Genomic DNA, 15,165 nt, shown 5'->3' on the forward strand with positions numbered 1-15,165 from the left:
GGTAGACCGCCGGGATCACGAACAGCGTCAGGAGCGTCGAAGTCACGAGCCCGCCGATCACCACCGTCGCGAGCGGCTTCTGCACCTCTGCCCCGGACCCGCTCGACAGTGCCATCGGGATGAACCCGAGCGTCGCGACCAGCGCGGTCATCAGCACCGGCCGCACGCGCATCATCGCCCCCTCAAAGGCGGCGCCTAGCGGGTCGGCGCCCGATTTGCGCAGCTCGACGACGTAGGTGACCAGCACCACCCCGTTCAGCACCGCGACGCCGAACAGCGCGATGAACCCGACCCCCGCCGAGATGGACAGGTCCATCCCGCGGAGCCACAGCGCGAACACCCCGCCCGACGCCGCCAGCGGCACGTTCAGGAATATCAGCGCCGCGAGCTTCGTCGAATTGAACGTGGAGTGCAGCAGCACGAAGATCAGTAGTAGCGCCACGGGGACCGCCACCGACAGCCGCTTCGTGGCCTCTTGCAGGTTCTTGAACTGCCCGCCCCACGCAACCGAGTAGCCGGTCGGCAGCTTCACCTTCTCGTCCACGGTCTTTTGCGCGTCGGCGACGAACCCGGCGAGGTCGCGCCCGCGGACGTTGCACGACACGACCGCCCGGCGCCGGATGGCGTCGCGGCTGATCTGCCCCGGGCCGTCCTCGAACCGCACCTCCGCGAGCTGTTCCAGCGGGATGGGCCGCCCCTTCGCGTCGGGCACGGTCACCTTCTTCAGGCGCCCCAGGTCCTCGCGCACGCCTTCCGGGAACCGCACCTGGAGGGGGAACCGGCGCTGGCCCTCGTACACCTCGCCCACTTCCTTCCCGCCGACCACGGCGACGGCGTCGAGGACGGCCCGGGCGTTGATCCCGTGCCGCGCCAGCGCGTCGCGCTTGAGGATGACCCGCAGGTACGGCAGCCCGCCGGTTTGTTCCACCGCCACGTCGGCGGCCCCGGGCACCTTCCCGACCGCCGCCGCCACCTCTTCCGCGGTCGCGCGGAGCTGGTCGAGGTCGTCCCCGTACACGCTGATCCCCACGTCGGCCTTCACCCCCGCGACCAGTTCCGCCACGCGCAACTCGATGGGCTGCGAGAAGGCGTACACCTGACCCGGCACCTCGGCCTCGAGCTTCTCCTCCATCGCCTTGACCAGTTCTTCCTTGCTCGCGAACCGCCAGGTGCTGTTGGGCTTCAGCGTGACGATGACGTCCGTGAGGTTGATGGTCATCGGGTCGTTGGCGATCTCCGGGCGGCCGCTCTTGCTGACCACGGAATCGACCTCCGGCATCTCGCGCAGGCACTGCTCGAGGCGGGTGGTCATCTGCACCGACGTTTCGAGCGACGCGCTGGGGAGCCGGGTGGCCTGGATCGCGACGGACCCCTCGTCGAGCTTCGGGATGAACACCGCGCCCATGTGCAGAACGGTCCAGGCGCTCAGGAGGAACGTCGCGGCCGACGCCAGCACCACCGCCCGCGGGGCGCCGACGGCCAGGCCCAGGAGCGGGCGGTACACCGCTTTCGCGAACCGCACCAGCAGCGGCTCATGCTCGGACACGCTGCGGAGGAAGATCGCCGCCAGCACCGGCATGAGGAACAGCGCCAGCGCCAGCGAACTCAGCAGGGCGAAGATCACCGTCAGCGCCATGGGCTTGAACATCTTCCCTTCCACCCCGCGGAGCGAGAGGATCGGGAGGTACACCAGCAGGATGATGCCCACCCCGAACACGACCGGGCGGGCCACCTCGCGGCACGCGTCGCGGACCACCTCGAGCGGCGCGCGGTCGTCCCGGTGGTGGTGCCGGTGTTCCGCCACCCGGCGCACCACGTTTTCGATCAGCACCACGCTGCCGTCCACGATCAGCCCGAAGTCGATGGCGCCGAGGCTCATCAGGTTGCCCGACAGCCCGGCGTACCACATCCCCACGAACGCGCCGGCCATCGCCAGCGGCACCGCCAGCGCGACGATCAGCCCGGCCCGCAAGCTGCCCAGCAGCACCAGGAGCACCACGACGACCAGGACGCCGCCCTCGACCAGGTTGGTCTTGAGCGTGTGAACGGTGCGCTCGACCAGCTCCGTGCGGTCGTACACCACATCGATCTCGACGCCCTCCGGGAGCGTCTTCTTGATCTCCTCCATCTTTTCTTTGCTGCCGCGCACGACGGCCCGCGAGTTCTCGCCGGCGAGCAGCATCACGACGCCGACCACCGCCTCGCCCCGGCCGTCGCGGGTGGTCGCGCCCTGGCGCAGCACCGGGCCGAACTGCACGTCCGCCACCTGATGGACGTACACCGGGGTGCCGTCCCCGCGGGCATCGAGGACCACGTTCCGCACGTCGTCGAGCGAGCTGATGCGGCCCTCGGCGCGCACGATGCGCTGCTCCTGCGACTTGAGCAGCAGGTACCCGCCGCCCTCGTTGGCGTTGTTCTCATGAAGGGCGGTGAACAGCTTTTCGAGCGGGATGTTGAACGCGCGCAGCTTCTCGGGGTCGGGCCGCACCTCGTAGGCGCGGAGCTGCCCGCCGTTGGTGTTCACCTCGATCACCCCGGGCACGCCGCGGAGCTGCGGCGCGATCTGCCAGTCGAGTATTTCGCGGAGCTTCATGAGCGGGTGGCTGTAGCCCGGCTTGTTGCGCACCTCGAACTGGTAGATCTCGCCCAGCCCGGTGGCGATCGGGCCGGGTTTCGGCGCGGGCACCCCGGGCGGGATGCGCTCGCGGGCCTCCGCCAGCCGCTCGTTGACCTGCTGGCGCGCCCAGAAGATGTCGGTTCCCTCCTCGAACACCACCGTCACGACCGACAGCCCGAACTGCGACACCGAGCGGATCTCCTCCACCCGCGGGAGCCCGCTCATCGCGGCCTCCACCGGGATCGTGACGCCCTGCTCGACCTCCAGCGGCCCGAGCGCCGGGGCCGTGGTCATCACCTGCACCTGCACGTTGGTCACGTCCGGCACGGCGTCCACGGCCAGACGGTCCGCGGCGTAGAGGCCGGCGGCGAGCAGGAGGAGCGAGCCGAGGATGACCAGGAAACGGTTGCCGATGGCGAAGTCGATCACACGCGCGAGCATCCGGTTACTCCCCCACCATCTGGTCTTTGAGCAACTCGGACTTGAGTACGAACCCGCCGCGCACGACGACCGCTTCCGCCGGCCGCAGCCCCTCGAGGATCTCGACCGCGTCGCCGGACTGCCGGCCGAGTGTCACCTCGCGCTTGACGAAGGTGTCCTCGGCCGTAGACACGAACACGAACGGCTTGTTCTCGTGCCGCAACACCGCCGCGACGGGCACCTGAACGACGGGCGCCGACGAACCGCTCTCGAACCCGATTTCGGCCAACATCCCGGGCTTCAGGGCGCGGTCGTTCGATCCCGGTTTGAGCGGCCGGTTGGCGGCCTCGGCGGTCAGGGTGAGCGTGCGCGACGCCTTGTCGACCAGGTCGCCGGTGTGGACCACCTTCGCGGGGCGCTCGGCGAGCCCGGCCACCTCGGACCGGAACGTCACCTCCCGCCCGTCGAGGTCGCGCACGAGCGGCAGGTCGGGCTCGAACACATCGGCCTGCACCCAAACCGTGTCGAGGTCGGCGAGGACGAACATCTGGAACTGCGGCCCGACCCGTTCGGACGTGACCGCGTGCTTCTCCACGACCGTCCCCGCGAACGGCGCGCGGACGCAGAGCAGCGCCGCCTTCGCGCCCTCGGCGATCGGATCGAGCGCGTTCACGGCCTCGGGCGTCATTCCGAAGGTGAGCAGCTTCGCCTTGGCCACGTCGAGCGTGGTTTCGGCCTCGCGGAGCTTCAACTCGGCCTGGCGCACCTGGAACCGCACCTGGTAGCGCAAGTCTTCGACGAGGCTCGCGTAGGCGGCGTCGGCGGCGTCCGCTTCCGCCTGGGCCTTCAGCACGACCGATTCCGCGACCGCGCCGCTGGACGACTTGAGCGACGCCAGTTGTGCGCGGAACTGGAGCCGCCGGGCGGAGGCGCCGAGTAGGTCCGCGCGCCAGGTGCCGATGGGCTTGTCGGCGAGCTTCGCTTCGATCTCCGCGGCGGGGGTGCTGGCTACAAGGAGCTTGAGCAACTCGGCGGCGTTGGTCATCGTGGTGCGGGTGCGCTCGGTCGCCTCGCGCTCCGTAGCGGCGGCGATCCGGGCCTTCACTAGCTCGAGCTTCAAGAACCCGAATTCGCGGCACTCGATGACGGCCAGCACATCACCGGCGGCCACCGTCTGGCCGACCCGAACGGGCACCTCGCGGACGATCCCCTCGGCCGGCGGGCTGATGTGCGCGACGCGGTCCTCGTTCAGGGCCACGCGCCCGGTGCGCCACGTCACCGTTCGCAGCGGCCCCGCCGTGGCGGGAGCCGTCTCCACGCCCGCGGCGGTCTGCTTCGCTTTCGGCATGGTCACCGCGCTCTTATCATCTTCGGCCTTTTTCTCCTCGGCCGCCGGCTTGTCCGGCTTCCCCTTCGCGCCGACCGACAGTGCGACAGCGGTCGCGCTTCCGCCGGCGACCCCTACGAAGGCGAGCCAAAGGACGACTTTCAGCCAGTGTGGCGTCGGGCGCGCCGGCAGAGCAGGGGACGGGGCCGCGACCGGGGGCGGCGGCGTGGGTGTGTGAACGCTCATGAGTTCGCTCGCTGTGCTTAGGCGTGTCCAGTCCGGCTCGAAGCCGTGACCGGGGGAACGACCGCGCGGCGCCGGGAGTTACCGGACGGCGCAAGCGCGGACGGGTGTGAACGGGAGCGCGCGGCGTGGCCGCCGGCGCGAGGGAAGGACGGGTGAAGAGGGGGCTAAATTGTGAGCGCGAGGAACCGGACGTACAGCGGGCAGCGGACCGGGAGGTGAATGCGGTCGTCGAGTCGCGGGGCTACAGGTGCATCGGTATCACGGAGGAGCGGCACCAGTGCCGGTGCCAGTTCTGCGATGAACTCCGGGGCGAGGTGCTTCTCGCGTTCCGGCGAGGCCGTGGTCGATTCGACGTACACGGCGTCGGCGTCGTGATCCCACGGCGGCGCGGGCCGGACGCTGGTGCTGTCCGCACATCCGGCATTGAAACACGCGCACTGCCCATCGGTAGCCGGGGCCGACCCGAACAGGTGGAAGTGGAAGTGCGGGTGCCCCTCGTGGGTCGTTCCGGCTGAACCGCCGGCGTGCGCGTGCGGCACCGCGGCGAACTGCGTCAGCAGCAGGCACGGGATCAGCACGAGGTTAACGAGCAACCGGACCATGCGAGGGCGGGCGAAGCGTTGGGGCGAGAAACAATGTGGCACTATCAGGCTAACGTACCGCGGCGGTGTGTCAACTGCTTTCAAGGATCACGGAACTTCGGCAGGGTGCCGCGTCAGGATTGGGTGGCTCTTGCGAGCGGGTGCGTTGGCGTTTAATCAACCACGCGCCGCGGGTTCGCGTACACGTTCATCCCGGACGGCCTGAGGAACCCGATGAGCGTGATTCCGAACCGCGCAGCCAGTTCGACCGCGAGCGACGACGGCGCCCCGACGGCAGCGAGTACCGGTATCCCCGCCGCAACCGCTTTCTGAACGAGTTCATAACTCACCCGGCCCGATACGAGCAGCACGCGATCGGACAGCGGCACCTGTCCCTCGTTGAGCGCCCTGCCCACGAGCTTGTCGAGCGCGTTGTGCCGGCCCACGTCTTCGCGCACCGCCACCAACTCACCCGCGGCGGTAAACAGTCCCGAAGCGTGAACACCTCCGGTGCGCGCGAACACCGGCTGGCCCGCCCGCAGACGCTCCGGTAACTCCGTCAGAACCGTTCGCGAAATCGTGAGCGACGATTGAACCGCCGGCGCGTGCAGTTCCACCGACTCCAGCGAGCGCTTGCCGCAAATCCCGCAACTCGAGTTGCTGTAAAAAGGCCGGTCCAGGTTGAACGCCCGGCGGGCCACCATCAGCCGCACGTTCAGCACGTTCGCGCGGTCGGCGTCCGGGCGCTCGAAGGCGATGATGTCGTCGGCGTCCGCGATGACCCCTTCGCCGAACAGGAAGCCTGTGACGAGTTCCTCGTCGTGGCCGGGGGTCCGCATCAGCACGGTTACGGGCCGTCCGCCGATGCGCAGTTCCAGTGGCGCTTCGACCGCGATCGTGTCTTCCCGTTCGGAGCCGGCGGCGCTTGAGGGGAGCGTGAATACGCTCGCGCGGGCCGTTGCCGGGGCAGTGTCGGACGGTTGCGGATCGGTCGTATCAGCCGGGTGCATGGAATAACCCTCCCGGCAGATTCTACCGCTCTGTTGATCGCGTACGACGGATGTGAGGTCACCCGGGGTATCGGAGACGGCTTCCAACTCCCGGCCTGTTGTCAGCTCTTGTACGAAACGACCGCCTGCTGCGAGGTCGGCGGGAGCGGCCGGAACTCGCTCCGGGCGAAGCCCGCACGGGCGAAAATACCCTCATACTCGGCGAACGTGTACGCGTCGCCGTGGGCCGTGCTCGCGAGCATCGTCAGCGCGAAGCTCGCGGTGGGCGGCGGACTGACGCGGTCCGAGTTGGGGATGAACTCCAGCGTCAGCGCGCGACCGCCCGGGACCAGCGCCGCCAGCGCCTTCGCGGCGATCCGCTCGCACGTCGGAACGTCGAAGTGGTGCAGGAAGTTCGTCAGGAGTACGACATCGTAAGGGCCGCCCCAGTCGGCCTCGAACGCGCTGCCGGGGATCAGCGCGTGCCGCGCCGAAACGCCCTCGCGCTTCGCGTTCTCCGACGCGACTGCCAGCACGTTCGCCCAGTCCAGCGCGGTCACGTGTGCGTTCGGGTAGTCCTTGGCGATCTGGATGCCGAACAGCCCGTGCCCGGCGGCCACATCGAGCACGCGGAGCGGCCGGTCGCGGTGCCCGCCCACCAGCTCCGAGAGCAGTTGCGCGGGCATCATCATCATCGGCTCCATCGCGCGGGCGAACGCCACCCACACCGGGTTGTCGTGCGACACGGTCCCCTCGTCCGAGAACGCCGTGCCGCCCTTCCGGACGGCGGCGGTCAGCTTGCCGAAGCTGTCGCGGATTTGCGGCGTGAGCAGGAACTCGAACGCCCCGCCGAGGTAAGCCGGCGAGCCGCGGGTGAGGAACACCGCGGAGTCGGGGGTCAGCTCGTACCGCTCGCCGGTTTTGGTGAGGAAGCCGAGGATCGTGAGGTAGTCCGCCAGGATGCGTACCCCGCGGACGGAGGCACCGCTCGCCGCCGCGAGTTCCGGCGCCGTGGCCGCGCCCTTCGAGATGTGGGTGAACAGTTCCAACTCGATGGCCGCGCGGAGCGCCTCCGTGCGCTGGAACGCGTTGATCGTGTCGAAGAACAGGGCGGGGGACGCCATCACGTGCTCCGTATCGGTGTGGGCGGGTCGGTGTCATGGTACGCACCGATACCACGCCCGACCGGCCGTCACTCGCTCCCCGGGTAACGGTGCGAATTGCGCCGCGTGCGCCAGGTGCGCCGCGCGTTCCGCCGGTCTTTCAGCAGCCCGGTTGGAACGCGATATGCATTCGAGTTGCAGGATCGATTACGGTGAAGTATCCGCGACACTCGGGGCCGCGCCATGATTCAGCCGCGTCAAGGATTACGGTGGGCACTCATCGGGGTCGGCGGTCTGCTCGCCATCGTCGTCGTACTCCGCGTCGGCCTCGGCGTGTACCTCGCGACGGGCGCGGGTAAGGGGCTCGTGGCGCGCAAGATCAGCGCCCAGATCGGGATGCCGGTCGAGGTGACCAGCGTCCGGCTCGGGCTGGTCACCTCTTCCATCGGGTTGAAGTTGTTCGACCCCGCGGCCCCGGAGGGCGGCAAGTCCGAAGTGTTCGCCGTCGAGGACGCCTCTGCGGATATCTCACTCTTTGGGCTGGCGACCAGCCGCATCTCGCCCCAGCAGGTGACGTTGCGTGGCGTGAACCTCACGCTCCATGTCAGCGCTGACGGGAAGGTCGTGACGACGCTGCCGAAGGTGCCCGCGAGCAGCGGCACCGGTGGCACGCTCCCGAACATCGTGCTGGCCGACGGCCGGTTGACGATCCGCCAGGACGGTCGGCCGGAGTTCGCGCTGCACAACCTGAACGCCACCGTGGCACCGGCGGGTGATCGGGTGGTGATCGATGGCACGATGGACGACCCCGCGTGGTCGCAGTGGACCCTGAAGGGTGACATCGCGAAGAACGGCTCGGCGGGCGAGGTGCGGTTCGAGACGCCCGACGGGCCGCTCACGATGGATCGGCTGGAATCGGTGCCGTTCGTGCCCGCGAGCGTGTGGAAGAGCATCCGGGCCGACGGCCGCGGCGCGGTGGCGGTGCGGCTCTGGAACGATTCCAGCGCCGATGTCCACTACGCGGTTGACATCAAGCCGAACGAAGCCTCCCTCACCCTCCCTGATGCGAGCGTGACGCTCACGAAGGTGACCGGACTAATTAACCTGACCGGCGCGAAGATCAAGCTGGTTGGTGCGAAGGCCCAACTTGCGGGCGGGACGCTGGCCGTGGACGGCGACGCCGACTTCGCTCCCGAGCCGACGCTCGTGACGCTGAAAGCCACCGCCGCGAACCTGGACCTGAAGCAACTGCCCCCGGAGTGGAAGCTCCCGCGCGACATCGACGGCAAGCTCCAGGGGTGTGCGGACGTGTCGCTCCAGGTTTTTGCCGACGGGCGCTTGGTTCCCAGCGGCAGCGGTGAGGGGGCGATTACAGGTGTCGAGATCCAGCTCCCCAAGGGGAGCATCAAATCCGACGATATTCCGATTCACCTGCGAACGGCCGGCAACCAACTCGAGTTCCAGCGGATGCCGAAGGGTACGGGTGCGCGGCCCAAGAATGCGCCGGTTCGCACGGCGGCCCGTCAGGATAAGAAGCCCGCGGAGCCGCCCCCGCCGAAGAAAGAAGCCGCAACGGGCGGGTCGGTGCTCGACGCGACCGTGCGGTTCCGCGACATCAACATCGCGGAGTTGCTCGAAAAGCTCGACGTGAAGCTGAGCTACAAGCTCAGCGGAAAGGTGACGGCGGAAGCGACCATCGCGGTCCCGGTCACCTCGGCCGCGAGCCAGTCCGCGTACAAGTTCACCGGCAGCATCACGTCGCCGGCGCTCAAGCTCGAAGGGCTCACCGTTCGCAACCTGTCGGCCAAGATGAGCTACCAGAACGGCAAGTTCGCACTCACCGAGTTGGTAGGGGCGATCGATCAGCCTGCAAAGGGTGGCGCCGCGCCCGGCACGTTCCGCGGCACCGTGAACGCCGCGATCGACCCGCCCGGCGAGGTTCGCGCCGCGCTGACCATTGACCGCATTCCCGTCGGCGAGGTGCTGAAGGCGCTGCCCGGTTTCCAACTCGGCGTCCAGGGCACGGCGTCGGGCGAGGTCACGCTGACGGCCCCTTACGACAAAATCTCAGACACGGCCTTGTGGGGCGGTTCGGGAGAGATCTCGTCGAGCGAACTCGTCGTTGAGGGTCGCACCGCGAAGGACATCAAGCTGTCTGCGACGGTGGAAAAGGGGACCCTGACCCTCAAAGAAGCGAAGGTGGCGCTGGAGGGCATTCCGATTGTGGCGGACGGTACGCTCGGGCTGTCCGGCCAGTACCCGTTCCGCGCGACCGTGAAGACCACCGGGACGAGCGTTACCGACCTCCGCAAGCTGGTGCCGGAGGTGAAACTCCCGGCGCCGGTGGAGGGTGTGCTCGAAACCGACACCGCTCTCACCGGGACGATCTCGCCGCTCACGTACAACGCGACCGGGACCGTGACCGCTTCCAAGCTGACGCTGGCGAAGTCGAGCGCGAACCACATCGGGCTCAAGTGGGCGCTCACGCCGGAACGGCTGGTCGTGTCCGATCTGAAGGCCGACGCCTTCGGTGGCTCGCTGACCGGCTCGGCCGACGTGCCGTTCGCGGCCGACAAGAGCGGCTCGTTCGGGGTGGAATTCAAGGAACTCGACGCCGCCGCGGCGACGGAACTGGTGCCCGATTTCCCGGTGAAGATCGCGGGCAAAGTGTCCGGGAAGGTGGGCGGCACGATCCCACCCGCGAAGGAGGGACAAGGGCGCGTCGGGAACCTGGACGTGGACCTCAGCGCGCCGAAACTGTCGGTGCAAGGCATCCCCGCGGAGCGCCTGGCCGGGAAAGCGGCGCTGAAGGGCGGGGCGGTGGAATACGAACTGGAGGGCAAGACGCTTGGCGGGTCGTTCGAGATCAAAGGGCGCTACCCGGGGCTGAAGAAGGACGACGAAAAGGCGCCCATCGGAAAGCGTGACCGTGGGTCGTTTCGCTTGACGGGTGCGGACCTGTCGCGGGTCGCGGGCGGGCTGGGCTTCGATGCACTGCGGCCGCTTCGCGGCCGGCTGGATGTCACGTTCGATTTCGACAACGACCTCTCGGCCGGGAACGGGCGCATCACGCTCACGCGCCTGGAGTGGGGCAGCAACATCGTTTCGCAAGAGCTGATCGGTTTGCTGGTACTCCGGGATAACATCCTTCAGCTTTCCGAGGTGAGGGGACGTATTGCCGGTGGCGAGATTCGTGCCCGCGGCCTCGTGCGGCTCGAACAGACCCAGCGGAACTACTTCACCGTGACGCTCACCGGCGCGGACGCGAAGAAGCTCCTCGCACCGCTCGGCGCCGACTCGCGGGACCTGATCGACGGGCCGGTGTCCCTCATGCTCAACGCGCGCCTCGGGAGCGAGGTGCGCGGGTCGGGTACGATCTCGTTGCCGCGCGGTAGTGTTTCGGGCGTTCCGGTTACCGATCTGCGGGTGCCGTTCACGTTCGCCAGTGCGGCCGGGGGGTATGGCCGGCTTGCGATCCGCGAGGGGACGGTGAACGCCGGCTCCGGGCGGGCGACGGCACACCTCACGCTCGACTGGGGGCGAGAAGCGCGGCTCGACGGGGAGGTGCGCTTTGTAGACGTACCCATCCGCACGATCGCCCCTTCGCTGGGCGAAAACGCGCTCCTCGGAAATGGTCGGATCACCGGTCGGTTCGACCTCCAGGGGAGCCGGGTCCGCTCGATTGACGATGTGAACGGCACGCTGCTGGCGACCCTCACGAACACGTCGGTGCGCGAAATTCCGATTCTTCAGCAGGTTACGCCGTTCTTGAACACAACCGGTCTGGTGAAGCCGTTCCAGTCCGGCGACGTTCGGGGCAGTCTCCGCGGCGGCGTGTTCCGCGTGCAGCGGCTCGCGCTGGCGAACCCGTCCGCGCAACTGTTCGCGGAGGGGACTATTACGACCGGCGGGCGGATCGATATGAACGTCGTGGCGCACACCGGGACGATCGGCCCGGACGTGCCCGGGTTGCGCCTCTTCGGGTTGCGGTTGCCCACGTTCGGCCCGATCCCGGTCACGCTGATCCGGGACGTGAGCGACTTCCTTTCCAACCGCACGGTGCGGTTCTCAATCACCGGTCAGACCAGTAACCCGGTGGTAAAGGTTAATGTAGGCGCACTGCTGACCGATCAGGCTGTGCGGTTCTTCCTGTCGCGGTATGTGCTTCCGGCGGAGGCCGCCGGGGTGCTGGGGCTCGGCGCCGGTATAGGGTCCATGAACAGCAAATAGGACGGTTGTAGGGAACGTGCGAAGTTGGGTGAAGTGAGGAACAGGCGATTGAAGCGGTACGTTCGCGCGAGCCGATAACACTGGCACTTCCGGTATTCCGGACAGGAGATCCGTGTTATGAAACCGCGCGTCCACGCCGCGATCGCCCTGAGTTTGGGGCTGTTGGTTGCCACCGGGTGTTCGACGATTGGCGAATCGCTGGGATTCAGCACGCCGACCAACCCGCTGAACAAGAACGCAAAAGCGATTCGCGACACCGCGCCGGTTCCGGCCCCGGTGCCGCGCGAACTGGCGATGGGGCTGTTGCCCGCGCACGTCGTCGAGCCCGGGGACACCTTACTGGTTCAGCCGGTGGAGTTGGATTCCCCGGTTCGCCTGCCGCCGGACCAGCCGGTCCAGCCCGACGGGACGATCGACCTGGGCCAGTACGGTCGGCCCGTCGTCGCGGGTAAGACCCTTCCGGACGTGGAAGTGGCGGTGCGTGAAGCGATCCGGACGAAATCGAAGGGGAAGGAAGGGGAGCCGGTGGCGATCACCGTGCGTCTGCTCGCGAAACCTGGAAAGGTGTTTTATGTGCTGGGCGAGGTGAACGCGCCGGGCGCGTTCCCGATCACCGGGCACGATACAGTACTGTCGGCGATCACGCAGGCCGGCGGTCCGACGCGCCGGGCGTCGCCGCAGAACATCATTGTGTCGCGGCCCACGGCCCCGGAGGGCTGCCGGATCGTGTTGCCGGTGTGCTACACGAACATCGTCCAACTCGGCGACACCTCGACGAACTACCAGCTCATGCCGGGCGACCGCGTGTTCATCCCGAGCAAAGGCACGTTCGAGGACATCCTTGGCGGCCGGCACCGTCGGCCCGGCCCGTGCGACGGCCCGCAGGTGTCGTGCTTCAGTGGTGGGTGCGGCCCGACCGCAGGCGGGTACGCTCCCGCGACCGGCGCAACGGTGCCGGTGCCCGCGCTGCCCTCGGCCAACCAGTGATGTGAAGCCGGTTAAACCTCTCGGTGGCGTCGGTTGCACCCGCCGGCTGACACCGGCGGTTCGACAAACCACAGTCGAACCGCCGGTGTCAGCCGGCGGGGGGCGTTTCACCCCACGCTACCACGACGCAACTCATCATTTGTCGAGTGCAGAGCCCTTTACGCCTTCCAGTCGGAGCAGCAGCGCCTTAGCGGCGAGTCCGCCCGCATACCCCGTCAGCTTGCCGGACGATCCGATCACCCGGTGGCACGGACCGATGATCGAGATGGGGTTCTTCCCGTTTGCCGCGCCGACCGCGCGCACGGCCTTGGGGCGCCCGACCTGCTGGGCGAGGTCGCTGTAACTGCGGGTCTCACCGAACGGGATGCCGAGCAGCGCCCGCCACACCTGCTGCTGGAACGGGGTGCCGGTGACGAAATCGAGCGGCACCGAGAACTCCTTGCGGCGCCCCGCGAAGTACTCGTTGAGCTGCCGCTCCGTTTCGACCAGCATCGGATGGCGAGCCTCTTTCGGGCCGATGTCGATCCGCACTCGGAGGGGATCGTCGTTCTCCCAGAGAATCGCGACCAAGCCTGTTTTGCTCCCCACGAGCATGAGTTCGCCGATCGGCGAACTCATGGTCTTGTGTACGTGGGTCATAGCGGGTCCCCGTAGTTCCAGACGCAAAGGAGAGTGGTACGAAGTCCTCGGAGGGTTTGCCGGCCCGGTTTCCACTTGTGACCCGGAGCTACAACAATTGGCTGCGGGCCGCGCTCTGTCCGAGTCGGAAGATACGGGTGTCCCGCTATCACCCCGATGTCTCGTGCCGAGGTGGAGACTTGATTCGCGCGCGTGGCATTCCGGTTGTAACTTCTGACCTTCAAAGCGGGAACATGACCGTCTAAGTTGCTCCGCTTCATCGCAACTAGTGGACTTAAGACGTGTGATACGAGTGGTTTCTGCCGACGAGCACTCGGTCTTGACTCGCACGAGCGCCTCGGCCAGACTCCGCGTATGAACAGTTGCGAAGAGCGTGCGGACTTCTGGCTGTCGGTGTACGCGGGCGCGGCGTTCGGGCTGTTCGTTTTTGCCGTCTGCTACCGCGCATTTTGATCATCGAATCTTTCCATCGAGACACAGCTCGATCGATCTAGCAGAACTGGTCGCCGCCATCACGACGGATGTTCCGCCATTCTGGGGGGGGCTCAAATTGCCACGCATGCGGAACCGGTTCATGCTCGGGAAGAACGCAATGGCCGTTGCGGGGCCGGCTCATGGGAGTGCCGGTTGGTGTGGTTCTTCTGTTTCTGACAGCTATGACTCCTTTGCCTCACTAGGATCCTGTCCCAGGCTGCTGGTCGTGGCGCTGGGTGGTCGCTATGTAGCCCATCTCGGTCTCTCGCCCGCACGTAGTATCCGGTTTGAAAGGCCGTTCCCATGAGCGAATGGCGAGCCAGTTTAGCGGCAGCGGCTGGGCGTCCCAGTGAGGCCGAGTCGGTCGTGCGGGCGCGGTCCGATGACATCCTCAAAGCGGAAGCCACGCTCTGGTTGATGGGGACGGTCGCACCGGCGCTGGAGCAAGTTGCGGTGGAGTTGCGTGCGCTCGGGCGTCGCGTGGACATTACGTCCGCCCCAGGCGCCATCGGGTTTGTGGTGCGAGCTTCTCGTGAGCGTTCCGAACTGGATCTGAAGTTCCGATTCCGCTCAGGACCGTCCGGGGTTCACGTCCTCGCCCGCGAGTTGGTCCGTGACGGCCACAATGTGTTCGTTCACGAATGGCCGCTCCAGGCGCCCGTGAGTGAAGTAACCAGCGAGCACGTGATCGAGTTCGTGGTTGCGCGCTACCGGGCGTCGGTGGCGGCTGAATAGTGCCGTTGGACGGCTTCGTGCTCACTTGATTTGCCGCTGCGCGATGACAGATGCGCTGGTTTACAGCGATCGAGGGCTCCAAACGCCGCAGAGTCTGCCTTATTCGAGGGTTTCGAGGCGGACTTTCGGTTCGCTTCGTGTCCGTTTTTCATGGGGCTCAACGCCACCAAGCCGGCTCCCACGAACAAACGGTACCTGTTCAGTTGACGGACTTGGAACGGGTGGTTCGCGAGTCGCGGTCGCTCGCTCGGAGGTAACGTCGGAGAGGTTGCGGGGCGGGACCATCATACTCATGACGGATGCCGACGGACTGAGTGTGGCCGACGAGCGGATCTGTGAGGCAGGCGCTTAGTTGCCGCACTCGCATAGTGCAGAACGTGCCGCAGGTGTTCGTCCGAGCCGCGTTAGGAGTTCCGGTCGGCCGCACTGAGCCCGATTGAGTAACTGAACTAATGCACGTGCTCGGAACGTGTTATGCGCAAAGCTACGGGTTATGCTGTTTGCGACCACCTGAACACGCGCAAGCGGGAGTTACGAAACGTTCCCGTGCGAGATCGCTCGCCAGTAGGTGTGCCGGGTCAAATTTGTGGAAACGCCCAAGTCCGGGATTGGCTCAAACTCGTCGAGTGTCGACCTGAGTTACTTGGCGCAAAATGATTCGCTGATCGGGGCGATCGAGATTCTTCAAGCTAAAATCGTCGTTTGTTCTACCAGAATTAATAATAAGTAACGATTTAGTACTTGTTAGTGCTACACCGCCGAGTCTAGGTCAAGCCAAAACAGCTCTGTTAGTAATTTAGCTTGAATAAGGCATAAG

The 15,165-nt window shown here is 66.9% G+C and carries 9 protein-coding genes; 3 read left to right on the top strand and 6 right to left on the bottom strand.

Going from position 1 to position 15,165, the window contains the following annotated elements; genetic code table 11:
- The 5 genes from R5W23_RS03515 to R5W23_RS03535 form a co-directional block, all read right to left on the bottom strand.
- Positions 1–3,058: efflux RND transporter permease subunit (locus R5W23_RS03515; RefSeq protein ID WP_320685136.1), on the bottom strand; the 3,058-nt coding region annotated here is incomplete at its 3' end.
- A gap of 4 nt (positions 3,059–3,062) precedes the next feature.
- Positions 3,063–4,610, bottom strand: a complete 1,548-nt coding sequence (locus tag R5W23_RS03520; RefSeq protein WP_320685137.1) for an efflux RND transporter periplasmic adaptor subunit — start codon at positions 4,608–4,610, stop codon at positions 3,063–3,065.
- A gap of 164 nt (positions 4,611–4,774) precedes the next feature.
- Positions 4,775–5,212 carry a hypothetical protein gene (locus R5W23_RS03525; protein ID WP_320685138.1) on the bottom strand — a complete coding sequence of 146 codons (438 nt, stop codon included), beginning with the start codon at positions 5,210–5,212 and terminating at the stop codon, positions 4,775–4,777.
- Between the two features lie 152 nt (positions 5,213–5,364).
- Positions 5,365–6,201 (bottom strand): formate dehydrogenase accessory sulfurtransferase FdhD, encoded by an 837-nt coding sequence (gene fdhD, locus R5W23_RS03530; RefSeq protein ID WP_320685139.1) that lies wholly within the window; start codon positions 6,199–6,201, stop codon positions 5,365–5,367.
- Positions 6,202–6,302: 101 nt separating this feature from the next.
- Positions 6,303–7,304 carry a class I SAM-dependent methyltransferase gene (locus R5W23_RS03535; protein ID WP_320685140.1) on the bottom strand — a complete coding sequence of 334 codons (1,002 nt, stop codon included), beginning with the start codon at positions 7,302–7,304 and terminating at the stop codon, positions 6,303–6,305.
- 222 nt (positions 7,305–7,526) lie between these two features.
- Here R5W23_RS03535 and R5W23_RS03540 point away from each other — a divergent pair, with 222 nt between their 5' ends.
- Together R5W23_RS03540 and R5W23_RS03545 are read left to right on the top strand one after the other, a co-directional pair.
- The gene (locus tag R5W23_RS03540) at positions 7,527–11,513 is read left to right on the top strand and encodes an AsmA-like C-terminal region-containing protein (protein ID WP_320685141.1); all 3,987 of its coding nucleotides are present in this window, start codon (positions 7,527–7,529) and stop codon (positions 11,511–11,513) included.
- A gap of 117 nt (positions 11,514–11,630) precedes the next feature.
- Complete coding sequence (locus R5W23_RS03545; RefSeq protein ID WP_320685142.1) at positions 11,631–12,500, top strand: polysaccharide biosynthesis/export family protein; 870 nt, start codon at positions 11,631–11,633, stop codon at positions 12,498–12,500.
- A gap of 135 nt (positions 12,501–12,635) precedes the next feature.
- On the opposite strand, the gene R5W23_RS03550 is transcribed toward R5W23_RS03545, so the two are convergent.
- Positions 12,636–13,139 carry a methylated-DNA--[protein]-cysteine S-methyltransferase gene (locus R5W23_RS03550; protein WP_320685143.1) on the bottom strand — a complete coding sequence of 168 codons (504 nt, stop codon included), beginning with the start codon at positions 13,137–13,139 and terminating at the stop codon, positions 12,636–12,638.
- An 840-nt stretch (positions 13,140–13,979) separates the two neighbouring features.
- On the opposite strand from R5W23_RS03550, the gene R5W23_RS03555 reads away from it, so the two are divergent.
- Positions 13,980–14,348: a hypothetical protein gene (locus R5W23_RS03555; protein WP_261190060.1), complete on the top strand. Its 369-nt coding sequence runs from the start codon at positions 13,980–13,982 to the stop codon at positions 14,346–14,348.
- Positions 14,349–15,165: the final 817 nt, after the last annotated feature.

The organism is Gemmata algarum (assembly GCF_034097035.1).
Classification (GTDB): Bacteria; Planctomycetota; Planctomycetia; order Gemmatales; family Gemmataceae; genus Gemmata; species Gemmata algarum.